This is a genomic window from Actinoplanes sp. NPDC000266 (genome assembly GCF_042899005.1).
Lineage (GTDB): Bacteria > Actinomycetota > Actinomycetes > Mycobacteriales > Micromonosporaceae > Actinoplanes.
On sequence record NZ_JBIAZI010000010.1, the window covers coordinates 252,245 to 278,956 of the forward strand.

25 protein-coding genes, 1 pseudogene and 1 riboswitch are annotated in these 26,712 nt (G+C 70.5%); of the genes and pseudogenes, 9 read left to right on the forward strand and 17 right to left on the reverse strand.

Annotation, left to right across the window (positions count from 1 at the left end; all coding sequences use genetic code 11):
• Positions 1-92: 92 nt before the first annotated feature.
• Together ACFY36_RS36600 and ACFY36_RS36605 are read right to left on the reverse strand one after the other, a co-directional pair.
• The gene (locus tag ACFY36_RS36600) at positions 93-347 is read right to left on the reverse strand and encodes a hypothetical protein (protein ID WP_499750476.1); all 255 of its coding nucleotides are present in this window, start codon (positions 345-347) and stop codon (positions 93-95) included.
• A gap of 22 nt (positions 348-369) precedes the next feature.
• Positions 370-837, reverse strand: coding sequence for a DUF6210 family protein (locus ACFY36_RS36605; RefSeq protein ID WP_499750477.1), 468 nt, complete (start codon positions 835-837; stop codon positions 370-372).
• Positions 838-854: 17 nt separating this feature from the next.
• Here ACFY36_RS36605 and ACFY36_RS36610 point away from each other — a divergent pair, with 17 nt between their 5' ends.
• The 3 genes from ACFY36_RS36610 to ACFY36_RS36620 are packed head-to-tail and all read left to right on the forward strand — an operon-like array spanning position 855 to position 4,843.
• Complete coding sequence (locus ACFY36_RS36610) at positions 855-1,304, forward strand: MSMEG_6728 family protein (RefSeq protein WP_499750478.1); 450 nt, start codon at positions 855-857, stop codon at positions 1,302-1,304.
• 4 nt (positions 1,305-1,308) lie between these two features.
• Positions 1,309-1,767, forward strand: a complete 459-nt coding sequence (locus ACFY36_RS36615; protein WP_499750479.1) for a phosphoribosyltransferase — start codon at positions 1,309-1,311, stop codon at positions 1,765-1,767.
• A gap of 37 nt (positions 1,768-1,804) precedes the next feature.
• The gene (locus ACFY36_RS36620; protein WP_499750480.1) at positions 1,805-4,843 is read left to right on the forward strand and encodes an AfsR/SARP family transcriptional regulator; all 3,039 of its coding nucleotides are present in this window, start codon (positions 1,805-1,807) and stop codon (positions 4,841-4,843) included.
• Here ACFY36_RS36620 and ACFY36_RS36625 read toward each other — a convergent pair.
• Positions 4,783-5,115: pseudogene (locus ACFY36_RS36625) on the reverse strand (NUDIX domain-containing protein); the annotation flags it as partial. The gene ACFY36_RS36620 and the pseudogene ACFY36_RS36625 sit on opposite strands and share 61 nt — an antisense overlap.
• 50 nt (positions 5,116-5,165) lie before the next feature.
• Between ACFY36_RS36625 and ACFY36_RS36630 the strand changes: the two are divergent.
• Complete coding sequence (locus ACFY36_RS36630) at positions 5,166-5,882, forward strand: GntR family transcriptional regulator (protein WP_499750627.1); 717 nt, start codon at positions 5,166-5,168, stop codon at positions 5,880-5,882.
• Between the two features lie 133 nt (positions 5,883-6,015).
• Here the strand turns inward: ACFY36_RS36630 and glnA are convergent, their stop codons facing one another.
• Complete coding sequence (gene glnA / locus ACFY36_RS36635) at positions 6,016-7,440, reverse strand: type I glutamate--ammonia ligase (RefSeq protein WP_499750481.1); 1,425 nt, start codon at positions 7,438-7,440, stop codon at positions 6,016-6,018.
• A gap of 203 nt (positions 7,441-7,643) precedes the next feature.
• Between glnA and ACFY36_RS36640 the strand changes: the two genes are divergently transcribed.
• Positions 7,644-8,024: an RDD family protein gene (locus ACFY36_RS36640; RefSeq protein WP_499750482.1), complete on the forward strand. Its 381-nt coding sequence runs from the start codon at positions 7,644-7,646 to the stop codon at positions 8,022-8,024.
• Here ACFY36_RS36640 and ACFY36_RS36645 read toward each other — a convergent pair whose 3' ends face one another.
• The 7 genes from ACFY36_RS36645 to ACFY36_RS36675 form a co-directional block, all read right to left on the reverse strand.
• Complete coding sequence (locus ACFY36_RS36645; RefSeq protein ID WP_499750483.1) at positions 8,025-9,011, reverse strand: N-acetylglucosamine kinase; 987 nt, start codon at positions 9,009-9,011, stop codon at positions 8,025-8,027.
• Positions 9,008-10,264, reverse strand: coding sequence for a 6-phospho-beta-glucosidase (locus ACFY36_RS36650; protein WP_499750484.1), 1,257 nt, complete (start codon positions 10,262-10,264; stop codon positions 9,008-9,010). The genes ACFY36_RS36645 and ACFY36_RS36650 overlap by 4 nt, the downstream gene beginning before the upstream one ends.
• A complete protein-coding gene (locus ACFY36_RS36655) occupies positions 10,261-11,142 on the reverse strand; it encodes a carbohydrate ABC transporter permease (protein ID WP_499750485.1) in 882 nt (293 codons plus the stop codon). Before ACFY36_RS36655 ends, ACFY36_RS36650 begins: the two co-directional genes overlap by 4 nt.
• Positions 11,139-12,062 (reverse strand): carbohydrate ABC transporter permease, encoded by a 924-nt coding sequence (locus ACFY36_RS36660; protein WP_499750486.1) that lies wholly within the window; start codon positions 12,060-12,062, stop codon positions 11,139-11,141. Before ACFY36_RS36660 ends, ACFY36_RS36655 begins: the two co-directional genes overlap by 4 nt.
• A 3-nt stretch (positions 12,063-12,065) precedes the next feature.
• Positions 12,066-13,382 (reverse strand): ABC transporter substrate-binding protein, encoded by a 1,317-nt coding sequence (locus ACFY36_RS36665; protein ID WP_499750487.1) that lies wholly within the window; start codon positions 13,380-13,382, stop codon positions 12,066-12,068.
• Between the two features lie 23 nt (positions 13,383-13,405).
• Positions 13,406-14,926 (reverse strand): ROK family transcriptional regulator, encoded by a 1,521-nt coding sequence (locus ACFY36_RS36670; RefSeq protein WP_499750488.1) that lies wholly within the window; start codon positions 14,924-14,926, stop codon positions 13,406-13,408.
• A gap of 143 nt (positions 14,927-15,069) precedes the next feature.
• On the reverse strand, positions 15,070-15,762 hold the full coding sequence (locus tag ACFY36_RS36675; RefSeq protein ID WP_499750489.1) for a DUF4191 domain-containing protein: 693 nt from the start codon (positions 15,760-15,762) through the stop codon (positions 15,070-15,072).
• 157 nt (positions 15,763-15,919) lie between these two features.
• On the opposite strand from ACFY36_RS36675, the gene ACFY36_RS36680 reads away from it, so the two are divergent.
• Both ACFY36_RS36680 and ACFY36_RS36685 read left to right on the forward strand, forming a co-directional pair.
• Positions 15,920-16,066 carry a hypothetical protein gene (locus ACFY36_RS36680; protein ID WP_499750490.1) on the forward strand — a complete coding sequence of 49 codons (147 nt, stop codon included), beginning with the start codon at positions 15,920-15,922 and terminating at the stop codon, positions 16,064-16,066.
• Positions 16,067-16,113: 47 nt separating this feature from the next.
• Positions 16,114-19,080: a helix-turn-helix transcriptional regulator gene (locus tag ACFY36_RS36685; RefSeq protein WP_499750491.1), complete on the forward strand. Its 2,967-nt coding sequence runs from the start codon at positions 16,114-16,116 to the stop codon at positions 19,078-19,080.
• Here the strand turns inward: ACFY36_RS36685 and ACFY36_RS36690 are convergent.
• Positions 18,976-20,046 carry a helix-turn-helix transcriptional regulator gene (locus tag ACFY36_RS36690; protein ID WP_499750492.1) on the reverse strand — a complete coding sequence of 357 codons (1,071 nt, stop codon included), beginning with the start codon at positions 20,044-20,046 and terminating at the stop codon, positions 18,976-18,978. The two genes, ACFY36_RS36685 and ACFY36_RS36690, sit on opposite strands and share 105 nt — an antisense overlap.
• A 62-nt stretch (positions 20,047-20,108) precedes the next feature.
• Between ACFY36_RS36690 and ACFY36_RS36695 the strand changes: the two genes are divergently transcribed.
• The gene (locus tag ACFY36_RS36695; RefSeq protein WP_499750493.1) at positions 20,109-21,563 is read left to right on the forward strand and encodes an MFS transporter; all 1,455 of its coding nucleotides are present in this window, start codon (positions 20,109-20,111) and stop codon (positions 21,561-21,563) included.
• 10 nt (positions 21,564-21,573) lie between these two features.
• On the opposite strand, the gene ACFY36_RS36700 is transcribed toward ACFY36_RS36695, so the two are convergent.
• The 3 genes from ACFY36_RS36700 to lipA all read right to left on the reverse strand — a co-directional run bounded on the left by ACFY36_RS36700 (position 21,574) and on the right by lipA (position 24,269).
• Positions 21,574-21,888 (reverse strand): DMT family transporter, encoded by a 315-nt coding sequence (locus tag ACFY36_RS36700; RefSeq protein WP_499750494.1) that lies wholly within the window; start codon positions 21,886-21,888, stop codon positions 21,574-21,576.
• A 16-nt stretch (positions 21,889-21,904) separates the two neighbouring features.
• A riboswitch (guanidine-III (ykkC-III) riboswitch) is annotated at positions 21,905-21,971 on the reverse strand.
• A 15-nt stretch (positions 21,972-21,986) separates the two neighbouring features.
• The gene (locus ACFY36_RS36705) at positions 21,987-22,994 is read right to left on the reverse strand and encodes a hypothetical protein (RefSeq protein ID WP_499750495.1); all 1,008 of its coding nucleotides are present in this window, start codon (positions 22,992-22,994) and stop codon (positions 21,987-21,989) included.
• 378 nt (positions 22,995-23,372) lie between these two features.
• Positions 23,373-24,269 carry a lipoyl synthase gene (gene lipA / locus ACFY36_RS36710; protein WP_499750628.1) on the reverse strand — a complete coding sequence of 299 codons (897 nt, stop codon included), beginning with the start codon at positions 24,267-24,269 and terminating at the stop codon, positions 23,373-23,375.
• Between the two features lie 386 nt (positions 24,270-24,655).
• Here lipA and aspS point away from each other — a divergent pair, with 386 nt between their 5' ends.
• On the forward strand, positions 24,656-25,903 hold the full coding sequence (gene aspS / locus ACFY36_RS36715) for an aspartate--tRNA(Asn) ligase (RefSeq protein ID WP_499750496.1): 1,248 nt from the start codon (positions 24,656-24,658) through the stop codon (positions 25,901-25,903).
• Here the strand turns inward: aspS and ACFY36_RS36720 are convergent.
• The gene (locus tag ACFY36_RS36720) at positions 25,900-26,064 is read right to left on the reverse strand and encodes a peptide ABC transporter substrate-binding protein (protein ID WP_097320019.1); all 165 of its coding nucleotides are present in this window, start codon (positions 26,062-26,064) and stop codon (positions 25,900-25,902) included. The two genes, aspS and ACFY36_RS36720, sit on opposite strands and share 4 nt — an antisense overlap.
• Positions 26,064-26,699: a lipoyl(octanoyl) transferase LipB gene (lipB, locus tag ACFY36_RS36725; protein WP_499750497.1), complete on the reverse strand. Its 636-nt coding sequence runs from the start codon at positions 26,697-26,699 to the stop codon at positions 26,064-26,066. The genes ACFY36_RS36720 and lipB overlap by 1 nt, the downstream gene beginning before the upstream one ends.
• Positions 26,700-26,712: the final 13 nt, after the last annotated feature.

Consider the following 26,712-nt stretch of genomic DNA (forward strand, 5'->3'; position numbering starts at 1 on the left):
CGCGCAATGTCACCATCCGGTCTATCAGCATGTTGCAACGCATGCGGCACCCCATCCACCGAGCGGATGACCGATTCCAGGAAGGCCGCCGTTCAAGCAGTGTCCAACTGCGGTGGCTCCGGCGCGAACCAGGCACGCACGCTCGGCCTTGTCAGCAGGAAGGGATAGACCGCCGGACCCACGATCTGCGCGACGGCGCGCAGCCCGAACAGCCCGATGAGCAGCGCGCCGAGCAGTGCCGACACCGTGCAGATCACCACCATGACGCGCCACGTCCAGCGCTGTCCCAGGTGCAGCGCCACCGCCAGCCCGATGAGGACCACGGCGTACAAGCCCCGGCCCCACACGGGCCGCCGCTCTTCGCTGAGGTCAGTCGGAGTTGGGCCAGATGAGGATGCCGGGGCCGTCCGGGGTCTCGACCGGGATCCAGGCCTCGTCGACGTCGGCCAAGCGGGACTCGTCGAGGTTCAAAGGCTTCGGTTCCTCGCTGCGGCCGTCGTCGGAAGCCCAGTACGAGACCTCGCCGATGACGCGGCGCAGATGGTCGAGCTCGTCTTCCGGCCAGTGGTAGTTCCACGTGCCGACGCTGTCCAGGTGGACCTCGAAGATTTCGCGGAGCTCGTCGAGGGCGCTGAACGCCGCCAGCGGGACCAGGAAGCCCTCCTGCTGGCCCTGGCGGCAGGCCGTGCCGCCGTACTGATGGTGGTAGACGACTCCGGTCGGGGCGGCGACGAGGACGCACAGGCCGGCTAGGCCGTCCGGGTCGAGGGAGACGTGCCGGGGGGCGCGGATCACCGGAGGATTCTCGTCCTTGATCGTCGTGTAGCGCCACCCCACCAGGGAAGAATCGGGGGATGCAGACATTCCTGCCTTACCCGGATTTCGTCGCTTCGGCGGAGGCGCTCGATCAGAAGCGGCTGGGCAAGCAGCGGGTGGAGACCATTCAGGTGCTGCGGGGGCTGGTGGTCGAGGGGTACGGCTGGCGCCACCACCCGGCCGTGAAGATGTGGCGGGGATACGCCGAAGGGCTGGTCCGCTACGGCCTCGACATGTGCGCCGTCTGGACCGCTACCGGGCGCTCCGACACCTGCGCGGCGACCCTGGTGGCCGATCTTGGCTTGGGGCATCCCATCCGTACGCAGAAGGAATTGGCGGTTGTGAACGAACTTCCCCCGTGGCTCGGAGACCCGGACGTCCATCGGAGCCACCAGTCGGCGCTGCTGCGCAAGGATCCGGATTTCTATCGCCCGCTGTTCGGCCCGGACGTGCCGGACGATCTCCCCTATGTGTGGCCGGTAAGTTGAAGGCGTGACCGAGCGGGAGATCCTGACCTGGGACGACTTCGGGCGGGCGGGGCGCGCCCTGGCCCAGCAGATCGCCGGCGACGGCTGGCGGCCGAGCCTCATCCTCGCGGTCGCGCGGGGTGGCCTGTTCGCGGCGGGCTCGATCAGCTACGCCCTCGAGATCAAGAACCTGCACGTGATCAACGTCGAGTTCTACACGGGTGTCGACGAGCGCCTGGACACCCCGGTCATGCTCGGCCCGGAGCCCAGCGTGGCCGACATGACGGGCGCCGACGTGCTGATCGTGGACGACGTCGCCGACACCGGCGAGACCATCAAACTGGTCCGCGATTTCTGCGCGGCCCACGCGGCCGAGGTGCGCACCGCCGTCATCTACGAAAAGCCACACACCATCACCCCTTGCGAGTACGTCTGGAAGCGCACCGACAAGTGGATCAACTTCCCCTGGTCCAGCCTCACCTGAGAACAACCGATTTGCCAGAGCGGGCAGAATCGTACGGGTGGAGATCGCGGTTCTCGGGCCGGTGGAGCTGCGCGCCGACGGTGGTGAGACCGTGCCGGTGGCGGGCGTGCGACTCCGTACCCTCCTGCTGCTCCTCGCCCTCGACGCCGGCCGGGTGGTCTCGGCCGACCGGCTGATCGACGGGGTCTGGGCCGACGATCCGCCCGCGGCGGCCGGCAACGCGCTCCAGGCCCTGGTGTCGCGGCTCCGTAAAGCCGGGCTCGTCATCGAGAGCGGACCGGGCGGATATCGGCTGGTCGTCGAGGCCGACCGGGTCGACGCCCACCTGTTCACCCGGCTCGCGCCGGCCGACCCGGCGGCCGCGCTGCGGCTGTGGCGGGGCGAGCTCGACTTCCCGGATGTGGCGCGGGCCGAAGCCGTACGGCTGGAGCAGTTGCGGGACACCGCGCGGCGGCAGAGCCTCGCCGCCGAGATCGGCACGCGCGACACCGTACCCGAGCTGGAGGGTCTTTTCGCCGCTCATCCGCTGGACGAGCGACTGGCGGCGGTGCTCATGCGGGCGCTGCGGGCCGGCGGCAACCCGGGCCGCGCGCTCGAGGTCTTCGCACAGATCCGGCGCGGACTGGCCGACGCGCTCGGCGCCGATCCGTCGGCCGAGCTCACGGCGCTCCATCGGGAAACGCTCCGCGAGGAGCCGGCGAAGGGGCGCGGCAACCTGCCGGCCGAGGTGAGCAGCTTCGTCGGCCGGGAGCAGGAGATCACGTACCTCCAATCCGAAATTCGGGCGAATCGTCTCGTCACCCTTCTCGGTCCGGGTGGCAGTGGAAAGACTCGCCTTTCGGTCGAAGTGGGCGCCAGGGTGCCGGGCGAGGTGTGGCGGGTGGAGCTGGCCCCGGTCACCGATCCGGCCGAGGTGCCGCAGGCCGTGCTGAACACGCTGGTGCCGCGCGGCCAGCCCGTCCTCGACGTGCCGGGCCGGGTGCCGCTCGGCGAGACCCTCGGCCGCCTGATCAGCGCGGTCGCCGGCCGCGAGATGCTGATCATCCTGGACAACTGCGAGCATCTGATCGCCGCCGCCGCGCAGGTGGCCGACGCCCTGCTGCGCGCGGCGCCGGGCGTCCGCCTGCTCACCACGAGCCGCGAGCCGCTGGGCATTCCGGGCGAACGGCTCTGCCCGGTCGAGCCCCTGGCCCTCCCGCCGGTGGGTGCGGGAGCTGCCGTCGCTTCCGCTTTCCCGGCCGTACGCCTCCTGCTCGACCGCGCCGCGGGCTTCACGCTGACCGAGGAGAACGCCGAGGCGGTCGTACGGATCTGCCGCGCCCTGGACGGCATGCCGCTCGCCATCGAATTGGCCGCGGCCCGGCTGCGTACCCTCCCGGTCTCGGTCCTGGCCGACCGCCTGGCCGACCGTTTCCGCCTGCTGACCGGCGGAAGCCTGGTGTTGCCCCGGCACCAGACGCTGCGGGCGGTGGTCGACTGGAGCTGGGACCTGATCGACGAGCCGTCGCGCCGTCTGTGGCGCCGGTTCGCGTTGTTCTCCGGGGGCGCCGACGCCGACGCGGTCGAGCGGGTCTGCGGCACCGGCCTGGACGTGCTGGGCGGTTTGGTGGACAAGTCGCTGCTGGTGCTGGGCCCGGACGGCCGCTATCGCATGCTGGAGACGATTCGGGAGTACGGCTTGGAACAGCTGGCCCAGGCCGGCGAGACCGAGTCGCAGCGGCTCGCCCTGGCCGCCTGGCTGATCGAACTGGCCGGCGAGGCCGACCCGCAACTGCGCGGGGCCGACCAGCTGGTGTGGCTGCGCCGCCTGGCCGCGGAACACGACAACCTGCACGCGGCGGTCCGGGCGGCGATCGACGCCGGCGACACGGTGACCGGGGCCGCGCTGGTGGCCCGGCTCGGCTGGTACTGGTGGCTGAGCGGCCACCGCTCGGAGGGCGCGGTGCTGGCGGCCGGCGTCTCCACGATGCCACCGGGCGAGGCCGACATCGACGAGCTGGCGCTGGTGCACACGTACGCGGCGATCAACGGTCTGGAGGGGGCGCTGGGGCTGGAGGAGGTCGAGCGCGAGTTCCGCCTGGCCCGCGACACGGGCGCCCACAGCCAATCGGCCCATCCGGCCCTCCGCATGATCGGCCCGCTGTCGGTGATGTTCGACGACCGCAACGACCCCGAGGCCGGCTTCCGCATGACGGAGCCGCTGTTCGACGACCCGGACCCGTGGCTGCGCGCGGTGGCCAAGATGATGGTGTCGCAGCTGCGCCTGAACTTCGGCCAGAGCCCCGAGGTCGCCGAGCGCGAAATGCGCGAGGCCCTGGCCGGCTTCCGGGCGATCGGCGAACGCTGGGGCATCGGTTTCACGCTGAGCTCCCTGGGCGACATGGCCGCGTCCCGGGGCGACTTCGCCCAGGCGGTGACCTGGCAGCGTGAGGCGATAGCCCTGGTCCGCGAGGTGGGCGTACGCGAGGACCTGCCCCAGATGGAAGTCAAACTGGCCCACCAGCTGTGGCTGGCGGGCGAGGCGATAGAGGCCCGAACGGTCCTGAAGAAGGCCCGAGCGGCCGCCGAGGAGATCAACCTCCCCGAGGTGAACGCGTCGGTGGCCTACGGAAGCGCCACGTTCGCCCGCATGGAGGGCGACCTGGAAGAAGCCAGAAGAAGCATGGAGGCCGCCGTACGCCTGATGCGCCACCCGGCAGCGGTACCCCAGTTCCGGGCCATCACGATGAGCACGCAGGGCCTGGTGGACGCGGCATCAGGCGACTTGGCGGCGGCCCGAACGTGCCACGAGGAGGCGATGGAGGCGGCCATGTCCTCCCGGGACTCCCCGGTGATCGCGGTGGTCCTGGTCGGAATAGCCGACCTGGTACTCCGAGAGGGCAACCCGTCAAAGGCGGCGTTCCTGCTGGGCGCGGCCGACGCCGTACGAGGATCAGAGGACAGGGCAGTCCCCGACGTGGACCGCATAACCGCCGAGGCCCGAGCCGCCTTGGGCGATGTCGCCTTCGACGAGGCTTACGCCCGAGCCGCCGGCGTCACAGCGGCAACCGCCGCCGAGGCGGCCGGCCTGTCCTGACCCTCCTCGGGCATCACAGTGTGACCATCGTGGGTGCGCACAGCCGGCCCGTCCGGCCGGAGCGCGCCGAGAATCCGGACGGCATGAACGGCGTCCATCCGCCCGCTGACAGTTTCCGGGGCCCACCACTCGGCCCGGGCCGTCTCACGCCGGACGCCGTCCAGGATGGACTCGTCAAGCTCCAGCACACCACCGGGCGGCTCCCAGCGCCCGTTGTCGCGGCGCTGGATGACAAGCACCCACCCGCGCTCGTCGACCACCGTGGCAGCGACGCTGACCGAGTGACGAGGGCCCCGGCAGTGACCGGGCGGTCTACCGGCAGATCGCGGACGCGCTCCGAGCGTCGATCGAGTCGCGGGATCTGCCGCCCGGCGCGCAACTGCCGCCGGAGAGCAGGCTGGTCGCCGACTACGGCGTCAGCCGGGTGACCGCCCGGCGAGCCCTGTCCGTGCTCGTGACCGAAGGCCTGGTCACGGCCGAACACGGTCGAGGCTGGTTCGTGCGGCGTCAGCCACCGGTCCGGCGCCTGTCCTCGGACCGTTTCGCCCATCGGAGCGAGGGCAAGGCCGCCTTCACGGTCGACATGGAGGCCGGCAACCGCGCGTTCACGGTCGACGTGCTGTTCGTCGGCCGGGGAAGCGTCCCACCCGGAGTAGCGGAACGCCTGTTACTGGAACCCGAAGCCGACGCCATCATCCGGCGCTGCCGATATCTGGCGGAGGGCCAGCCGATCGAGCTCGCGACGTCGTACATCCCGCTCGACATAGCCGAGGACACGCCGATAGCGGAAGCCAATCCCGGCCCCGGTGGCATCTACGCGCGCATGGAGGACAAGGGCTTCGTCTTCGAGCGTTACGACGAGGAGGTGACCGCCCGGATGCCGTCCGGCGAAGAGAGCCGGGCCTTGTCACTGTCGCCCGGTTCCCCCGTGATCCATCTGGTCCGCACCGCCGTGGCGTCCGGACGAGCGGTGGAGGTCTGCGACACCGTCATGGACGCGGCCGCGTTCGTCCTGCACTACAGGCTGCCCGTCAGCTGAGCGCACGCTTTGCCCCATAACGCCGTTCTGTCGAGCAGCACGCAGGTTCCCACTTGCTGATCCGCAAGAGACAAAACGGCGGCCACGCCGGCGGGAAGCCGGACGTGACCGCCGTTTTCGACGTCAGTGTGGGTCAGACGTTGTAGTACATCTCGAACTCGTGCGGGGTCGGGCGGAGGCGCACCGGGTCGATCTCGTTGGAGCGCTTCCAGTCGATCCACGTGCTGATCAGGTCGTCGGTGAAGACGCCGCCGGCCGTCAGGAACTCGTGGTCGTTCTCGAGGCTGTTCAGGACCGCGTCCAGGGAGCCCGGGACCTGCTTGACGGTGCCCCACTCCTCCGGCGGGAGGTCGTAGAGGTCCTTGTCGATCGGGGCCGGGGGCTCGATCTTGTTCTTGATGCCGTCGAGGCCGGCCATCATCTGGGCCGAGAAGCTCAGGTACGGGTTGCCCGACGGGTCCGGTACGCGGAACTCGACGCGCTTGGCCTTCGGGTTGCTTCCCGTCACCGGGATGCGGGTGCAGGCCGAGCGGTTGCGCTGCGAGTACACCAGGTTGACCGGGGCCTCGTAGCCGGGGACCAGGCGACGGTACGAGTTGACCGTCGGGTTGGTGAACGCCAGCAGCGAGGGCGCGTGGGCGAGCAGGCCGCCGATGTACCAGCGGGCCGTGTCGGACAGGCCGGCGTAGCCGGTCTCGTCGTAGAACAGCGGCTCGCCGTTCAGCCACAGGCTCTGGTGGGTGTGCATGCCCGAGCCGTTGTCGCCGAACAGGGGCTTCGGCATGAACGTCGCCGTCTTGCCGTGCTCCCAGGCCGTGTTCTTGATGATGTACTTGAACATCTGCATCTGGTCGCCGGCGTGCAGCAGGGTCGAGAACTTGTAGTTGATCTCGGCCTGGCCGGCGGTGCCGACCTCGTGGTGGGAGCGCTCGACGGTGAAGCCGACGTCGATCAGGCGGCGGACCATGGAGTCGCGCAGGTCGCTGTAGTGGTCGACCGGGGCCACCGGGAAGTAGCCGCCCTTGTACGCGGTCTTGTAGCCGCGGTTGCCGCCCTCCTCCTGCTTGCCGGAGTTCCAGGCGCCCTCGATCGAGTCGATGTAGTAGAAGGCCTGGTGGGCGCTGGTCTCGTGGCGGATCGAGTCGAAGATGTAGAACTCGGCCTCGGCGCCGAAGTACGCGGTGTCGGCGATGCCGCTGGAGGCCAGGTAGGTCTCGGCCTTCTTCGCCACGTTGCGCGGGTCACGCGAGTACGCCTCGCGGGTGAACGGGTCGTGGATGAAGAAGTTCAGCGCCAGCGTCTTCTGGATGCGGAACGGGTCGATGAAGGCCGTCGTGACGTCCGGCAGCAGCATCATGTCGGACTCGTGGATGGCCTGGAACCCGCGGATCGACGATCCGTCGAAGGCGAGGCCGTCGGTCACGACGCTGTCGTCGAACGACTCGACCGGCATGTTGAAGTGCTGCATCACGCCGGGCAGGTCACAGAACCGCACGTCGACGAATTTGACGTCCTCGTCCTTGAGGTATCGCAGGAGTTCCTCGGGATTGGCGAACAACACGTCCTCCTGGCGCGAAAAATCGATACCGGGGCGGCGTGGTTCCGCCGCGTGGCTAGGCTGGCAGCGACGCTATGGGGTGGGAGTTGCCCCGGCGTATCCCAAATGTTTCTGCCGTGTTACGAACACTGTGGGTGAGGCTATCGCGTGTCGGCCGAGGCGTGTGCCGGGTCACCGAAACCGCCCCGCGTACCCTTTCACGCATGGCGGAAGCGATCGACCTCAGACAGGTGCAGCTCGCGGGCTTCGGCCGCCGGCTCGTCGCCCTGGCGATCGACTGGGCACTGGCCACCCTCGTCGCCACCTTCTTCGTCGACGACCTGCGGACCAACCCCTGGGCCCAGCTGGGCGTCTTCGTCGTGGTGCACGCCTTCTTCGTGGGCCTTTTCGGACAGACGCTCGGCATGATGCTGGCGAAGATCCGCATCGTGTCGGTCACCGACGGCGGCGCCATCGGCATCGTCCGCGCGCTGATCCGGGCCGTGCTGCTCGCCCTGGTCATCCCCGCTCTGATCAATGACGGTGACGGGCGCGGCCTGCACGACCGCGCCGCCAAGTCCGTGGTGATCAGAACAGAGAAGTGATCAGAACAGAGAAGCAGTAAGAGGAGACACCACCGCAAGAGCGTCCCGCAGCCGAGGCTCGGCTGAGGGCGGAGCGCCGAGCGCATCCATGGCCAACAGCGCCGCCCCCGTGATCGGCGGCACGGAAGGCACGGAGATCTCCACGTGCGGGGCCTGCCGCCGCGCCCCGGCCACCACCTCGTCGTGCAGTTGCGGATGCCGAGCCCTCAGCACGGCGCCACCCAGCACCAGCGCGTGCGGCCGCCACAGCAGGTCGAGCCGTCCCGCCGCCACCCGATGCTGGGCCAGGATCTCGGTCGCCTGCCGGCTGACCAGCCCGGCCGCCACCACATCGCCGGCCGCCGCCACCTCGAAGAGCAGCTCGCTCAGCGACGGCACCTCGTCCCGGTCGATCTCTCCGAGGTGCAGGGCGATCGACACCGCCTCGACCGTGGGCCGGCCGAAGTGGGCGGCCACGGCCGCGCTCAGCGCCGTCGGCCGGCCCCGGCCGTCCTCGCCCCGGGCGGCCAGCCGCAGCGTGTGCTCGGCCAGGTCATGACCGCCGCCCCAATCGCCGGAGATCGGTCCCAGGGCGACGAACCGGGCCGTACGGCCGTCGGCCGCCCGCCCCACGCAGTTGGTGCCGGCGCCGCAGACGACGGTGACCGCGTCGGGCATCGACGTGCCCGAGCGCAGCAGCGCGAAGCAGTCGTTGTCGACCAGCGCCCGCGAGGCCCAGCCCGCCGCCGCGACCGCCTCGTGCAGGCGGCTCACCTCGATCGGGAGGTCGGCCCCGGCCATGTAGGCCGCGACCACGTCGACCGCCGTCCCGGACGGGACCACCGACCGGACGAGCTCGTCCAGGACGGCGATCGCCCCGTCGAGGCCGACGTTGTGCGGTGACGACGTGCCGCCGCGGGCCACGCCCAGCACCTCGCCGGAGGCCGTGCCGAGCACCACGTCCGTCTTCGAGTTGCCGCCGTCGATCGCCAGGTAGAGCCCGCTCATCGCGCCCACGCGAGGTGGTCGCGCCCGCTCGCGATCAGCCGGTCGGCCAGCGACAGGGCCACCGAGTGCTGTCCGACCAGCGGATGGGCGAGAAGCGCCCGGTACACCCGCTCGCGGCCGCCCCGCAACGCCGCGTCGAGCGCGAGTTCCTCGTACCCCCAAACGTGCGTGACCAGACCGCTCAGATCGGGCGGCAGGGGGTTGATCGGCAGGATCGAGGGGCCGGAGACGCCGGCGCGGGCCGAGACCTCGATGACCGCGTCGTCCGGCAGGAACGGCAGTGTGCCCTCGTTGCGCACATTGACCGAATGGACGGCATTGTCGTCATAGCCGTGCAGCGAGGCGATCAGCCCGACCGCCGCCTCCGAGTAGTAGGCGCCGCCGCGCTGGCCCAGCAGCTCCGGCTTCTCGGTGAGGCCGGCGTCGCGGTACATCTCCAGCAGCGTCGCCTCGATCTCCGCGACCCGCTGACCGCGGGTCGGCGCGTCGAGCGATTCCCGCACGTGACGGTCGTGCTCGTAGAAGTACGACAGGTAGTACGACGGAACATTGCCGAGGGTCGTCAGCACGTGCGGCGGCAGGTCTACCTCAGCCGCCAATTCCGGCAGAAAGGACGCCAGTAGATCGGGAAGCCGATCGACGCCGTCCACATAGGCCGCCCGTTCCCACGTCAGGTGGTTGAGGCCAACGTGCTCCAGCGTGACCTGCGACGGCTCGACGCCGAGATGCCCGGCGAACCGTCGCTGGAAGCCGATCGCCACGTTGCAGAGCCCGACCGCGCGGTGGCCCTCGTCGAGCAGCGCGCGGGTGACGATGCCGACCGGGTTGGTGAAGTCGATGATCCACGCATGCGGCGCCGCGCGACGCCGGACGCGGCCGGCGACATCGAGGACGACCGGCACCGTGCGCAACGCCTTGGCCAGCCCGCCGGCGCCCGTCGTCTCCTGCCCGACGCAACCGCAATCGAGCGGAAAGGTCTCGTCCGCGATCCGGGCATTCTGGCCGCCGACTCGCAACTGAATGAGCACGACATCGGCGTCGGTCACTCCCGCGTCCAGATCGGAGGTCCACCAGATCTTCGCCGCATGACCGTGGTGGGAAAGGATCCGGGCCGCGAACGAGCCCACGATCTCGAGCCGTTCGGCGGCCGGATCGACCAGGACCAGCTCGGTCACCATCGGTCCCAGACGGGCAAAACCATCGATCAATTCCGGTGTGTACGTCGACCCGCCGCCGACGACCGCGATTTTCATCCCTTGAAGCCTGTCAGTGTGATGCCCTGCACAAAGGCGCGCTGAGCGAAGAAGAAGATGACGATGAGCGGGGCCATGGCCAGCACGGTGGCCGCCGTGACCAGATTCCAGTCGACGTGATGGACGCTGTGGAACGACGCCAGCCCGAGCGACAGCGTCCACGAGCTCTCGTTCTCGCTGGTGTAGAGAAGCGGCCCGTAATAGTCGTTCCAGCAGTAGAAGAACTGGAACAGACCGGCCGCCGCGATGCCCGGCCGGGCCATCGGCAGCACCACCCGCAGCAGGGTCCGCCACTCACCGCAGCCGTCGACCCGGGCCGCGTCCAGATATTCGGTGGGGATGGTGAGCAGGAACTGCCGCAGCAGGAAGATGCAGAACGCGTCGCCGAACAGCGCCGGAATGATGAGCGGCCACAGCGAGCCGGTGAGGCCGTACCGGGCCCACATCAAATAGAGCGGCACGGTGACGACCTGCGGCGGCAGCATCATCACGCAGATGACGAGCAGGAACAGCGCGTTGCTCCCACGGAACTTCAACTTCGCCAGGGCGTACGCGGCGGGAACGCTCGACAGGAGCACGAGAGCCGTCGACGTCACCGCGTAGATGACGGTGTTGAGCAGATAGCGGGGGAGTGGCGTGACCTCGAAGACCCGGATGTAGTTCTCCGGATGCCACGTGTTCGGCCAGTAGTCGCTCGTCAATGCCTGGTCGCTGGTCATCAGCGAGAGCAGTACCAGATAGACGACGGGGGTCACGAACATGACGCCGATCGCGATGGCGATGCTGTGCTTGGCGATCCAGGCGAGCCTTTTTTGCCGGCGGACGCGCCGATCGGGCGCCGGCTCGATTTTCAAGGGCGCTTCGAGAACGGCCGTCACGATTCCTCCCCGGAGAAGGCCTTGGCCCGGCGCAGCAGGATCAGGGTGACCGCGAGGGCCACCACGAACAGGCCGATGGCCAGCGCGTTCGCATAGCCGAGGGCGCTGTAACGGAAGCCCACGGTGTAGAGCCACAGCGGATAGGTGAAGGTCGAGCCCTCAGGGAAGCCGAAGTTCGACGAGATCCCGCCGCCGACGGTGGCCTGCCCGCTGGCGATCGAGCCGGCCACCGCCGCCTGGTCGAAGTACTGCAACGTGTAGATCACGCCGGTGACCGCGGCGAACAGGACCACCGGGCGGATCGTCGGCAGCGTGATCGACCGGAAACGCTGCCAGGCGTTGGCGCCGTCCAGCGACGCGGCCTCGTAGAGGCTGGACGGCACGCCGAGCACGGCGGCCAGGAAGATCACCATCAGGTCGCCGATCGCCCACAGGCCGAGCAGGACGAGCGACGGCTTGGCCCACGCCGGCGAGTTGAACCAGAGCGGGCCGTCGATGCCGATCTTCTCCAGGAAGTGGTTGACCGGGCCGGTGCCCGGCTTGAGCAGATAGACGAACGCGATGGTGGCGGCCACCGGCGGCACCAGGGCCGGCAGATAGAACAGCGTCCGGAAGAAGCCGGCGCCGCGCTTGAGCTGGGTGAGCAGCATGGACAGGCCGATCGCCCCGACGATCCGCGCCGGGACGAAGACGGCCACCATCCACAGGGTGTTGCGGATCGACTGGAGCAGGAACGGGTCGTCCGCCATCCGCCGGTAGTTGTCCAGTCCGACCCATTCCGGCACCGAGAGCAGGTCGAATTTGGTGAACGAGAAGTAGACCGCCGAGCCCAGGGGATAGAGGAAGAAGACGGCGATGCCGATCAGGGCCGGGGCCAGGAAGGAGAAGGTCGTCAGGCCTCTCCGCACTTTGGCGGACATCGGCTATCCGCCCAGGGTCATGACGCTGTTGACCTGCTTGTCGGCGTCGGCCAGACCGGCATCGAGGTCCTTGATCTTGCCGGACTGGTAATTGTTGAGGAACTGCCCGAAGGTCTCCTGATAGGCCGGTCCCGAAGCGGACGGCGGGGTGGTCGACGAGTTCGGGTTGCTGAAGATGTCGATGAACGTCTTGAAATCGGCGTCCGACTGCAGGCCCGGATCGGCGATGGCGGCGGTCGTGGTCGGGATGTTCTTCAGCAGCCCGGCCAGCTTGATGACGGCCTGGTCGTCGGTGGTGAGATATTTGATGAGCTCCCACGCGGCCTCGGGATTCTTGGCGTTCTTGCTGATGCCGAGAATGTTGCCGGTGACGTAGCCGCCGCCGTACTTGGCGGGATCGCCGGCCGGGATGGGCGCCACGCCGTACTTGAGGTTCGGCGCCTGGTCCTTGACGAAGGCGAGGCGGTACTCGGCGTCGATGTTGATCGCGACCTGGCCTTTCTGGAAGGCGTTGTCGGCGCTGTACTCGTCGCCCAGGCCGGCCCGGAACTTCGTGAGGTTCTCGTAGCCGTACCAGTCGACAAGGTTTTTCTGCCAGGTCAGCAGCGTCTTCCAGGCCGGGTCGGCGCCGATCGCGGATTTGCCGTCGTCGGTCAGCCATTTCGCGCCGACGGCCGGGGCGAGATGGGCGGCCGCGTTCTCGTAGAAGTCGTACAACGGCAGGAACCCGACCGTCTTCAGTGACCCATCGGCGTTCTTGACGGTCAGTTTCTTGGCGTACGCCGTGAGTTCGTCCAGCGTCTTGGGAGGCGCGGTGAGCCCGGCCTTGGCGAACAGGTCCTTGTTGTAGAACATGCCGTAGGCGTCGGCCAGGAACGGCATCGCGCAGCGCTTGCCCTGGAATTCGGTGTACGAGCGGGTGGTCGCGTTCAGCTTGCCCAGGTCCACTTTGTCGCGGTCGATGTACTGCTTCAGGTCGACCCAGGCGCCGGAGGAGCAGAACTTGCCGACGGTGTCGGTGGAATAGGACAGGCCGACGTCCGGGCCGTTGCCGGCGCCGATGGCCTGGGTGACCTTGGAGTCGTCCTGGCCCGCCTTGATCGTCACCTTGATCTTGGGGTGCGTGTTCTCGAAGTCCTTGACCACCTGGGCGACCGCGTCGGCCTCCCGCTCGGTGAAGAAGTGCCAGAGCTCGACGGTGCCGGACACCTCCGTACCGGGATCGGCGATCTTGTTCTCCTTGGGCGCGGGCGTGCAGGCCGCCGTGACCATAAGCGCGGTTGTCAGGGCAAAAAGGGCATGGGGGAGCCGTTTGTTCACAATGGCCTTCCTTGGGGTGAGGGTCAGCTATCGCGGATGGTGGCCAACAGGGCGTTGTGCACCGCGGTGAGACCGGCGTCGAGCGCGCCGAGCAGCACCGCGTCGTCGTCGATGGCGGTCACGGCGATCTCGCTCTCCAGAGGGGCGGCCTTCTTGAGGGCCGCCCGGACCGCGGAGAGGAGCGTGACGCCGCCGGCCTGAGCGATCGGGCCGGCCAGTACTACCAGGTGGGGGTCGAGCACCGCGATCACCGCGGCCACGCCGACCGCGATCCGGTCGGCGATCTCAGCCAGAAGCCCGCCTTCGGCGTCCCGGGCGACGTCAGAGGCGGTCCGGCCTTTGTGCCCGGCCGGCTGTTCCTGGACTGTCTTGTCACCGTCCGGCCGGGCGTCGGCCGGCCTTCGACCGGCCAGCCGTTCTGTGCCAGCCGGCCGTTCTGTGCCGGGCAGATGTTCCGTGCCGGGCAGTCGTTGCGTGCCGGGTGGTTGTTCCGCGCCGGCCCGTCCTTCCGTGCCCGACAGTTTCTCTGTGCCGGGCGGGCCTTTCTCGTCGGCCAGTTTGAGGAGGGCGGGGCCGGCGATCAGGTCGTGCAGGTCGTGCTTCTCGCCCGGCGCGTAGAGGGGCATGTAGCCGATCTCGCCGGCGCCGCCCCGGGCGCCGCGCATCAGCGTGCCGCCCAGGTCGATGGCCAGGCCGAGGCCGTCCTCGCCCAGCCAGAGCAGGGCGAAGCTCTCGGTGTCGCGGCCCACGCCGCGCCGCCGTTCGGCGATCGCGGCCAGGTTGACATCGTTGTCGACGCCGATCTCGGTCTTGAGCGCCGCGGCGAGGTCGGCCACCAGGCCGGTGCGGCCGAGGCCGGGAACGTCGACGTGGTGGATGGTGTCGGTGCGCGGGTCGTAGGACCCGGGCACCCCGAGCTGCACGTGCCGGACCCGGTCGGCCGGGACGCCGGCCGCGACGCAGAGCTTCTCGAAGACGCCGGACAAAGCGGCCAGAGGCCCGGCGCTCTCGCCTTGCCCGGCGCCGCCGTCTTGCCCGGTGCTGTCGCCTTGCCCAGCGCTTCCGTCCTGCCCGGCGCTTCCGTCCTGCCCGGCGCTTCCGTCCTGCCCCGCGCTCTCGCCGTGCTCGGCGCCGCCGTCGTGCCTGGCGCTCACGCCGTGCTGCCTGGCGTTCTCGGCTGCGAAGTCGATGGCGCACTCGAGGCGTGCCCGCACCTTGCCGGTCAGGTCGCAGAGGGCGGCTACCACCGACGGGGCGGCGCCGGGGGCTACGTCGCGGATGGAGAGTGCGGCGGCGTACGCCGCGTCGGGGTTGGCGTTGTAGATCTCGGCCGAAGGGCCTGGGCGGCCGCTGTCGTGGCCGGCCACGACCACCAGGCCGGACTCGGTGAGGCGGCGCAGCACCTCGGAGATCGTGGGGGTGGAGAGCGCGGTCAGCTTGCGCAGGTCGGCGCGGGTGAGCATGCCGGGGTCCAGCAGGTGGGCCAGCGCCGCGCTCTCGTTCATGGTGCGCAGCAGCTTGGACGAGCCGGCCGGACGGGTCACGTCGCCCCCCAACGTTGATTGGCAAACTCTTTAACAGTTGGGCCGGACGTTAGGCCGTACGATCGACGGGTGTCAAGGTTTTCGGTCCTTGCACGCGAAAAAGGCCGGCGCCGCACGAGCGGCACCGGCCTTTGTCAGCTTTGTCAGCGTGGACGCTGCTGCCTGAACGCTCCCTTGCTGGGGCGCATGTTCTTGGGGATGGCGCCCTTCGGCATCTGCGGGCGGGCCATCAGCGCGCCGAGGCGCTTGTCGAGCGAGTTGACGTCCTTGCCGGTCAGATTTCGCGGCATGCGCATGAGCGTGGTGCGCAGCTTCTTGATCGGGAGCTCGCCCTCACCGTTACCGATGATGTAGTCGTACAGCGGCGCGTTTCCGATGACCTTGGACAGGCGCTTCTTCTCCTGGCCGAGCAGGCCGCGCACGCGCTGCGCCTGGCCCTCGGCCAGCAGGATCACGCCGGGCTTGCCGATCACGATGTGCACCATGTCGAACTGCGTCGTCGACGAGGCGGCGGGACGCACCCGCCAGTCGCCGCGCATGTTCTCGACCAGGGAGGCCGCGGCGCCGGGCTGGCCCTCGGCCGCGTTCATCATCGCGGTGTTCGACCGCAGGTTGAGCACGATCACGGCGGCCAGCAGGGTGACCAGGATGCCGACCGGGATGTAGATCCAGCCGGCGCCCAGGAGCACGACGAGCACGGTGAGCGCGAGCGGGATGACCACGGCCGCGATCAGCAGCGGGACGAACCACTTGTCCTGCTTCGCGGTGAACGAGAACACCTGCCCGATCTGCTTCAGGCGCGTGCCGAACGACACCTTCTCCTGGGGTTTTGCCATAACACGGAAGTGTAGTGGTGTGCGTACGCCTTACGTGGGGTGGGCGGTCTTACGTCTCCCGGAGCCGGTGGGACGGGTGTAAATAAGGCTCCTGCCTCATGCCCGCGGGGTGCCTTCGGGCGAACAGTTATCGGTGTTCCCGCTGAAGGAGGCACCGATGTTCCCGTACAACGACCCGCACATCCAGCTCGACCTGCACCACCAGCGCGTCGCCACGCTGATCGACCAGGCCGCGGCGCGGCGGATGGTCCGCACCGCCCGCCCTCGCCGCTCTCGTCGCCGCGACCGGGCGGCCACTCCGTGAGAAACGGGGGAGCGGAGTTGTCGTACCCCCATGGGATGCTCGACCTCGTGACGGCTTACAGCGAGGTTCTGGTCGGGCGCGAGCCCGACCTGACAGCGCTGCGCGACGCGCTGAAACGCACCCGTTCCGCCGAGCCGTCGACCATGCTGGTCGGCGGCGAGGCCGGGGTGGGCAAGACCCGCCTGATCGAGGAGTTCCGCCGCGGGCTGGCCGGCGAGCCGGTCCGCGTGCTCACCGGCCAGTGCCTCGAGCTCGGCGAGGAGGGCCTGCCGTTCGCGCCCTTCGCCGGCGCGGTCCGCGACCTGGTCCGGGCCGAGGGCACGGCGGTGCTCGACGGGCACGAGCGCGAGCTCGCCCTGCTGCTGCCCGAGCTCGGCCCGCCACCGCAACAGCGCGGCATCCTGTTCGAGGCGGTCGGTGCCCTGCTCGGCCGGCTCACCGCCGAGCAGCCCCTGGTGCTGGTCATCGAGGATCTGCACTGGGCCGACCGGTCCACCCGCGACCTGATCGGCTTCCTGGTCCGCGCGCTGCGGCTGCCGCGGCTGCTGCTGATCGCCACCTACCGCACCGACGAGCTGCACCGCGGCCATCCGCTGCGCCCGTTCCTGGCCGAGCTCGACCGGGTCCGGGGTGTGCAGCGGCACGAGGTCGACCGCCTCGACCGCGACGGCACGGCCGAGATGCTGGCCCACCTGCTCGGCGCCGAGCCCGACCCCGGCGTCGTCGACACGGTCAACGAGCGCGCGCAGGGCATCCCGTTCTTCATCGAGCAGTTCGCCGCCTCGGCCGACCCGGCCTGCGGCGACATCCCGGGGAGCCTGCGCGACCTGCTGCTCGCCCGGGTCGACCAGCTGCCCGAGCCCGCCCAGCGGGTGCTGCGGGTCGCGGCGGTGGGCGGCACCCGGTTCGGCCACGAGCTGCTGTCCCGCGTCGCCGGCATGGCCGAGTCCGACCTCGAGTCGTCGCTGCGCGCGGTGGTGGCCGCCCAGCTCGTGGTGGTGCTCGACGACGACGGTGGCTACGAGTTCCGGCACGCGCTGGTCCGCGAGGCGGTGCACGACGACCTGCTGCCCGGCGAGCACGCGCGGCTGCACGCCCGCTTCGCGCGCGCGGTCGAGGCCGAGCCCCACCTGGCCGGCATCGGCCGGGCCGCGGCCGAGATCGCCCACCACTGGCACGCGGCCCGTGACCACCCCCGGGCGCTGGTCACCGCCAAGGTCGCGGCCGACGAGGCCGGGCGCCGCTTCGCCTACGCGGAGCAGGCCCGCCTGCTCGACCGGGTCCTCGAGCTGTGGGAGGACGTGCCCGACGCCGAGACCCAGCTCGGCATCGACCACCTCGACCTGCTCGAGGAGGCGGCGCTGGCCGCCATCGAGTCGGGCGACCACATGCGCTCCCTCAGCCTCACCCGGGCCGCCCTGAGCGACCTCGACGCCGAGGCCGAGCCGCTGCGCGCCGGCCGCCTGCTGGTCCGCCGGGCCAAACTGCTGCGCACCGCGGGCAAGGCCGACGGCGCCGCCGAGTGTGAAAAGGCCTTCCAGCTGCTGCGCGTGGCGCCACACGGCGCCGACCGCATCCGGTTGCTGGCCGATCTCGCCCACGTCTTCGCCGGCATCGACCGTGATCGCGCCGTCGAGGTGGCCGAGGTCGCCAAGTCCGACGCCACCGACCTCGGCGACCTCAGCTCCCTGGTGCGGGCCGAGATGGCGTACGGGCTGGCCTGCGCCGGCCGCATCCCACCGGCCGAGGCCCGGCCCACCATCCTCGCCGCGATCGACCGCGCCCGCGAGGCCGGCGACGTGCCCAGCCTGGCCCGCGGCCTGGTCAACCTCTCCGACCAGCTGTACGAGACCGGCGACTACGAGGAGTCGGCCGAGGCGGCCGCCGAGGGCCTGCCCAACGCCCACCGGGTCGGCGTCAGCCGCACCATCGGCGTCTACCTGCTGGCCAACTACGCCGAAGCCCTGATCGCGCTGGGCCGCTGGGACGAGGCCGACGCCCGCCTGGCCGAGGCGGCCCGCCTCGACCCGCCCAACACCCTCGCCCTGCACTGGCTGCGCCTGCGCGCCCGCATCCGTCTGGCCCGCGGCGGCGACGGCGCCGAGGCCCTGGTGAGCCGCTCGCTCGGCTTCCTGTCCCGGCCGTTCCTGGTCACCGAGGTCCGCCTGGCCATCCATGAGCTACGCGTCCTGGCCGCCCTGGCCGCGGGCGACCCCCAGGCCGCGGCCGAGGTCGCGCGCTCCTCCCTGGCCGAGCCGGCCACCGGCAGCCTCCCGCGCTACACGTGGCCCATCCTGGCCGGCGCGGCCCGGGCCGCCCAGGCCGCGGACGACACCGCCCTGGCCGGCGAGGTGAGGGAGAAGGCGGCCGCGCTGCCCCGCCGGTTCCCGGCCGAACGGGCCTACGCCGCACAGACCGAAGCCCTCCTGCACGGCGGCGAGCCGGCTTGGCGGGCCACGGTCGACGCCTGGCGCGCCGACGGACACCCCTACGAGCTGGCCGTGTCGCTGCTCGCCCTGGCCGAGACCCTCGCCGCCGACCGCTCGACATCCCGAGCCCACGCCGCTGACCGCTCCCAGGCCGCTGACCGCTCCCAGGCCGCTGACCGCTCCCAGGCCGCTGACCGCTCCCAGGCCGCTGACCGCTCCCAGGCCGCCGACGGGGCCGCCGCCGGCGTCGGCGCCGCGGAGCCCGGGCTGGCCGAGGTGATCGCTGAAACGGCCGCGATTGCCACTGGCCTGGGTGCCACGCCCTTGATCGACGCGGCCGACACCCTTGCCCGCCGGCTGGGTCTCCGCGCCGCGGCCGCTACGCCGGGCACCGAGATTCTGACCGCGCGGGAGCGGGAGGTCCTCCGCCTCGTGGCCGAGGGCCACAGCAACAGCCAGATCGCCGCCGGGCTCTACATCTCACCCAAGACGGCCAGCGTCCATGTCTCCCGCATCATCGCCAAGCTCGAGGTCGCCAACCGGGTCGAGGCCGCGGCCGTGGCCCACCGCCTCGGGCTCTACTGACGCGGCGCCGAGACGCCGGGCGATCTTCGCTAAGGCCGCCCGCAGTTCGGCCGGGTGGATCTCGCTCAGCTCGGTGTCGAAGGTGATGAACAGGCCCGCTATGCCCACCCAGGACCAGCCGCCGATGGTCAGGCGACAGCGACGTTCGCCGATCGCCTCGACCACCGACCCGCCGGGCGCCCAGCGGGCGACGATGTCGGCGGGCACCTCCAGGACCGCGGCGCCCACGCACTGCCACCGGCCCGGCGTGTCGCCCCGGCGGGGATTCTGGACGACGAGGCGGGTGAGGTCGTCGGCGGTGAGCGGCAACGGGTCGAAGGCGGCGCCCACGGGACTGCGGGGGTGGATCCGGTCGACACGGTAGGTCTGCCACCTCGGATGGCGGTGGTCGCGGGCCAGGAGGTACCAGCGGCCGGCCCAGACGACGAGATGATGAGGCTCGACCTGGCGGGGAGGCCGGTCCGGGACGCGGCCGTCGGGGCCGGCGTAATCGAAGCGCAGCACGCGGCTGGTGCGGATCGCGGAACCCACGGCCCGCAGGGTGGCGACGTCGACCGGTGGGGCCGAGAACTCCCAGTAGTTGCGCAGGCTGGTGACCTGCAAGGCCTCGCTGGCGGCCCGGAGCCGGGCCGGCATGACCTGGCGCAGGGTGGTCAAGGCCCGGGTCACGGCGTCGTCGATGCCGGTCACGGTGGCCGGCGCCGTCTGCAGCGCCAGGGCGATGGCGATGGCCTGGTCGTCGTCCAGCACCAGCGGCGGCAGCTTGCCCCCGCGCCCGAGCCGGTAACCGCCGCCCGGGCCCTTGACGGCATCGACCGGATAGCCGAGCTCGCGCAAGGTGTCGATGTCACGGCGCAAGGTCCGGGCCGAGACGTCGAGGCGCTCGGCGAGCTCACCGCCGGCCCACTCGACGCGTGCCTCGAGAAGGGACAGCAGGCGCAGGATGCGTGCGGAGGTGTCGGCCACGCCGCCACCCTGGCAGAGGTAGCGGCCATTCGATGTCCGCTACCTCTGTGACGGTGTTCGGCATGACCACTTCCACCACGGTTTCCCCGTCCCCGGGCGCGGCGTCCGTCACGGGCCGGCGCGCCTCGCTGGTCCTGATCGTCGTCCTGCTCGCGTCGTTCATGGATCTGCTCGACGTCACCATCGTCACCGTCGCCGCCCCGGACATCGCCGCCGATCTGGGCGCCGGTCAGGCCCAGCTGCAGTGGACGGTCGCCGCGTACACCCTGGCCCTGGGGTCGGGCCTGATCACCGGCGGCCGGATCGGCGACGGCTACGGCCGCCGCAAGGTCTTCCTCATCTCGCTCGCGTGTTTCGCGGCGGCGTCGGCGGCCTGCGCCCTGGCACCGAGCGCCGGCGTCCTGATCGCGGTCCGTGCCCTGCAGGGGCTGGCCGCCGGGTTCATGGTCCCGCAGGTCTTCGGGATCATCCGTTCCTCGTTCCCGCCGGCCGCGATGGCCAAGGCGTTCGGCGCCTACGGGGCGGTGCAGGGTCTGGCCGCGGTCGCCGGCCCGCTGCTCGGCGGCGCGCTCGTCGAGGCGGATCTGCGGGGTCTGGGATGGCGCACGATCTTCTGGATCAACCTGCCGGTCGCCATGGTCGCCCTGGTGCTGGCGGTCCGGGTGCTGCCGGAGTCGGCCACCCCGGCGCGGGCGCGGCTGGACGTGGCCGGAGCGGTCCTGGCCGCGGCCGCGGTGGTGCTGATCCTGCTGCCGCTGGTGCAGGGCCGTGACTGGGGCTGGCCGGTGTGGGGCTGGGTCATGCTCGCCGTGGGCCTCGGTCTGCTGGCCCTGTTCCTCGCCTACGAGCGGAGCGTGGCGCGCCGGGGCGGGCAGCCGGTCCTGGACCCCGCTCTGCTGGCCGTCCGGCCGTTCACCGCCGGCCTGCTCGTCTCGGTGTTGTTCTTCGGCGCGCTGGCCTCGTTCTTCCTGGTCCTCTCGATCTATCTGCAGGCCGGGACCGGGCGTACGGCGTGGGAGACCGGCCTGGTGATCCTGCCGTACGCGATCGGGTCGCTGGTCACCTCCGGCGTCGGGGTCGCGCTGGCCGCTAAGGCCGGCCGCGCCCTGGTCATCACGGGGGCCCTGAGCCTCGCCGCGTCACAGGGGCTGCTGTGGCTCCTCGTCCGCGACGGTTCCTCGCCGGGGTACTGGGCTCTGGCCGGCGTCATGTTCCTCGGCGGTCTCGGCCTCGGGCTCGGCGCTCCCATCCTGGTGAACGTCGTCCTCGCCGGCGTGCCCGGTCGTCAGGCCGGCGCCGCGGGCGGGGTCCTGTCGACGGTCAACCAGATCGGTGGCGCCCTGGGGATCGCCATCCTGGGCACGGTCTTCTTCAACGCCCTCGACGCGGGCCCGGCCACTGGGGAGTCCGCTCTGGCCTCCGCTCTGGCCGAGGTGATGCTCTGGCAGTTCGGCGCCTACGTCGTGGCCGCCGTCGCGATGCTCGCGCTACCGAAGACCGCCACCCACGAGCGTTGACGGCGCCGGGTCAGTGGAAGACCTTCAGGCCGATGATGCCGGCGATCACCAGCAGGAGGGAGAGCACCCGGGGGAGGCTGGCGCTCTCGCCCAGGGCGACGATGCCGACCACGGCGGTGAGTACGGCGCCGATGCCGACCCAGACGGCGTAGCCGGTGCCCACCGGGATGGTGCGCAGGGCGTAGCCGAGGCCGGCCATGCTGAGGAGCAGGCTCACGGCGAAGACGACGCTCGGCAGCGGGCGGCTGAAACCGGCACTGCGGTCGAGGGCGATCGCCCAGACGGATTCGAGCATGCCGGAGACGACAAGAACGAGCCAGGCCATGGCGGACACACCTTCCTCGGTGGTCGTCTTGTCAGGCCGGGTACGACTCACACTCGTCCGGGATGTCCGCGAGGCGGCATCGCCTCCAGCATGTCACCTCAGGGCTCCTCGCGGAGGGTTCGGAGGACCCGGACCAGCAGGAAGCCGCCGCCGACCATCAGGAGCAGGCCCAGGGCGATGGCCAGGACACTGCCGGTGCTCATGGTGGAACTCGACGTGGAGGCGGTGGCGGCGGCCGGCGTGGTCGGAGTTGCCGGGTACCAGGCGCCGGCGTCGGTGAGGTCGGCGGTGGTGGTCGTGGCGGAAGGGGCGGAAGCGGCCGGAGAAGCGGGGGTGGAGACGGGGGTACCCGCGCCCTCGCCGCCGGTGGTGGTCGTGGGAGTCGGGGTGGAGGTGGCCGGTGGGGGCGTGGTGGCGCATGTCGTGGGGCGGCGCCAGGAACCGGCGTACGTGGTGAAGGTGTTGGTCCGGACGGTCATCGTGGTGCCGGCCTTGGCGGTGAGCTTGCGGGACTCGCCGGGGGACAGGCGCAGCAGGCGGTCGCCGGTCAGGAAGACGGCGTCGGTGGCGGCCTGGTCGCCGTTGGCGAGGGTGCCGGTGAACGAGCCGTCGCAGTCGTTGTCGAAGGTGACGGTGGGTGCGGGGGAGCACTGCCTGGTGCCGCCGCTGTAGGTGGCGGCGGGGAGGAGCGCGGCGGGGGCGTTCGTGCCCTCGTACGCCAAGGCGGTGCCCCGGATGGCCTCGACCTGGGTGTAGCAGGCGGGGACGGTGACCTTCAGGGACAGGGTGCGCTTCGCTGACGTGATCGACCCGCGGTCGGTGGAGTAGACGAACGGGCGGGCGTTCGAGGACGGGGCGCCGGCCGTGTACGAGGCCAGGGCGAACGTCTGGGTCTGGCCGGAGCAGAGCGGCTTCGTGGCCGTCACCGTGGCGGAACCGGATGGGCCGTCGAAAGTGTGGCTGTAGGTGGCGGCGGCCGCTGAGACGCAGGCCTGGTCGGTGATCGGTGTGGCGGCGTACGCGGCGCCGGGCGCGAGCACGGCGGATGAAGCGGCCAGCAAGATGACGAAACGACGCAGCACGGCCGAGCCCCCCAGTTCGGTCATGGCGAAATCCCCGAAAAATGAGATTAGGGGGATTTGTGCCAGGGAGCCATAGCTGACGGCGGCGGGAAACAACACACGCGGTTTCCCTCAGGAACGCAGCAAGGCGGGCGAGGAAGCGGCACGGCTCGCGCGATGGGGAGGGGGCGAGGGCGCGCGACGCGAGGGGGCGAGGGCGCGCGGCGCGAGGGCGTGAGGGGGCGAGGGCGTGAGGGGCCGAGGGCGTGAGGGGCCGAGGGCGTGAGGGGGCGAGGGCGTGAGGGGGCGAGGGCGTGAGGGGCCGAGGGCGTGAGGGGGCGAGGGCGTGAGGGGGCGAGGGCGTGAGGGGGCGAGAAACGACGATGCCCCGGCCGTTGAGGGCCGGGGCATCGTGGGAGCCGGTTACTTGCGGGCGTCGAGAGCCTGCTGGTAGAGGCGGCCCGCGCGGTACGACGAGCGGACCAGGGGGCCGCTCATCACGCCGGAGAAGCCGATCTGCTCAGCCTCCTCGCGGAGCTCGATGAACTCCTCGGGCTTCACCCAGCGCTCCACGGGGTGGTGGCGCGGGGTCGGCCGGAGGTACTGCGTGATGGTGATCAGCTCGCAGCCGGCCTCGTGCAGGTCGCGCAGGGCCTGGGAGATCTCCGCGCGGTCCTCGCCCATGCCCAGGATCAGGTTGCTCTTCGTCACCAGGCCGGCCGCTCGGGCCTGGGTGATGACGTTCAGCGAGCGCTCGTAGCGGAAACCGGGGCGGATGCGCTTGAAGATGCGCGGGACCGTCTCGACGTTGTGCGCCAGCACCTCGGGGGTGGCGCCGAAGACCTCGGCCAGCTGGGCCGGGTCGGCGTTGAAGTCGGGGATGAGCAGCTCGACGCCGCAGCCGGGCTGAAGCTTGTGGATCTGGCGGACGGTCTCGGCGTAGAGCCACGCTCCGCCGTCGGGCAGGTCGTCGCGGGCGACGCCGGTGACGGTGGCGTAGCGCAGGCCCATGGTGGCGACCGACTCGCCGACACGACGGGGCTCGTCGGCGTCGAACTCCGCCGGCTTGCCCGTGTCGATCTGGCAGAAGTCGCACCGGCGGGTGCACTGGTCGCCGCCGATCAGGAAGGTCGCCTCACGATCTTCCCAGCACTCGTAGATGTTCGGGCAGCCCGCCTCCTGGCAGACCGTGTGCAGGCCTTCTTTCTGCACCAGGCCGCGCATCTGCGTGTACTCCGGGCCCATCTTGGCCTTGACCTTGATCCACGGCGGCTTCCGCTCGATGGGAGTTTCGGCGTTGCGCGCTTCGATGCGCAGCATGCGGCGGCCCTCGGGAGCAATAGTCACAGCCCCGAGATTACGCCTGTGGAGACCTCTGCCTAGACAGGGGCGACGAGGCTCACTAGGCGGCTCATGTGACTGCGCTCACATAACACGTGTAAATGCGCTTTCGCACGCTGGTCGCCTGCTGTTAACGTCCGGCCGACGGCGAAGACGGAACCGAGTACCACCCCGATCCGACGGTCGAGAGAGCCACCGGCAGCTGTGAAGGTGGCCCGTTCGCCGGGGTGCGAAGACACTCCCGAGCCGTTGCACGACCAAGAGGCGCCTCCAAAAGAGGCGCGAAGGTGTGGTGGCACCGCGAGGATCCCGCTCGCCCACACCTCCCTGGGGCCGCGTTGCAGTCACCAGAGGAGGTCCCCGCCATGCAACGCATCCTCTCCACCCAGTTGGCGTCCCACGTGCACGAGACCGTGACGATCGCCGGCTGGGTCCACCGCCGCCGCCTGCTCAAGTCGGTGGCGTTCCTGATCGTCCGCGACGCCGAAGGGCTCAGCCAGGTCGTCGTCACCGACCAGAAGATCCTCGAAGGGCTCACCGAGGAGAGCGTCGTCGAGGTGACCGCCACGGTCACTCCCAACGAGCAGGCACCGGGCAAAGTGGAGCTGACCGGCCCGGAGATCCGGGTGCTCAGCGCCGTCTCCGCGCCGCTGCCCTTCGAACTGCACCGGCCCGAGCTCGGCGCGAGCCTGCCCACCCAGCTCGACCACGCGGCGCTGGCGCTGCGTCATCCGGCCCGCCGGGCCGCGCTGAAGGTCGCGGCCGCGGCCACCGAGGGTTTCCGGGCGGCGCTGACCGAGCAGCGGTTCGTCGAGATCCAGACGCCGAAGATCGTGGCGTCGGCGACCGAGTCGGGGGCGAACGTGTTCCAGCTCGACTACTTCGGACGGCCGGCCTACCTGGCGCAGTCGCCGCAGTTCTACAAACAGCTGATGGTCGGCGTCTTCGAGCGGGTCTTCGAGGTGGGGCCGGTGTTCCGGGCCGAGCCGAGCGACACCGTGCGGCACCTGTCGCAGTACACGTCGCTCGACGCCGAGATGGGTTTCATCGAGGACCATCGGGACGTGATGGCGGCCCTGACCCGGACGCTGACCGTGATGATGGAGACCATCACGATGCGTGCCGGCCTTCCCATAAAACCGGTGCCCAGTGAGATCCCGGCCGTGCACTTCCGCGAGGCACTGAAGATCGCTGGGGCGCCGGAGGGCGAACCCGACCTGGCGCCGGCGCACGAGCGGGCGCTGGGGGAGTGGGCGCTGAAGGAGCACGGGTCGGAGTTCGTCTACGTGACGGGTTATCCGATGCGAAAGCGGCCGTTCTACACGCACCCGGACCCGGTCGACCCGGCGTACTCAAACGGCTTTGACCTGCTCTTCAAAGGTTTGGAGATCGTCACCGGGGGTCAGCGGCTGCATCGATATGAGGACTATGCCCGGGTTTTGAAAGGACAGACCGAACCGTACGAGGGCTATCTGGACGGCTTCCGCTACGGGATGCCGCCGCATGGGGGCTGGGCGATCGGCCTGGAACGGTTCGTGTCCCGGCTGATGAACATCAAGAACGTCCGGGAGGTCACCGCGTTCCCGCGGGACCTGCAGCGGATCACTCCCTAGACGAAGTAGGCGATCGTCACGGCGGCGACGATCACGAGAGGGACGATCGTCATGCAGACGAGGATCGTCCAGGCGATGGGGTGGCCGAAGTTCAGGACCACCCCGCCGCCCTTCTTGGGCACGAAGACCCGCTTGTCCTGCGGATTGCGGTAGAGCGGCATCAGAGCAGGGTACGCAGGTGCCTCTCGACCACCGGCAGCACCTCCGCGACTCCCACGTCACGGCCCAGCTCGGCGCTGAGCGAGGTGACGCCCGCGTCGCGGATGCCGCACGGGGTGAAGCGGTCGAAGTTGGCCAGGTCGCAGTCGCAGTTGATGGCGAAGCCGTGCTGGGTGACGCCGCGGGCCACCCGGATGCCGATCGCGGCGATCTTGCGGTCGGGCCCGCGGTCGTCGGCCAGCACCCAGGCGCCGCTGCGGCCGGCGATCTCGGATCGGGCGGCGACGACGCCGAACTCGGCGCAGACGTCGATCAGGAGCTGTTCCGTACGGCGGACGTACGCCACCACGTCGATCGGGTCGGGCAGCTTGAGGATCGGGTAGCCGACCAGCTGACCCGGCCCGTGCCAGGTGATCTTGCCGCCGCGGTCGACCTCGACCACGGGCGTGCCGTCGATCGGCAGGTCGGCGGGCTCGGTGCGCTTGCCGGCGGTGAGGACGCTGGGGTGCTCCAGCAGCAGTACGGTGTCGGGCTTGTCGCCCTCCACCACGGCCTCGTGCAGGCGGCGCTGCTCGTCCCAGGCCTCGCGGTAGTCGACGAGGCCCCGGCGCAGCACGGTGAGCGTGGGTGTTGTCACGCCCCAACCGTAC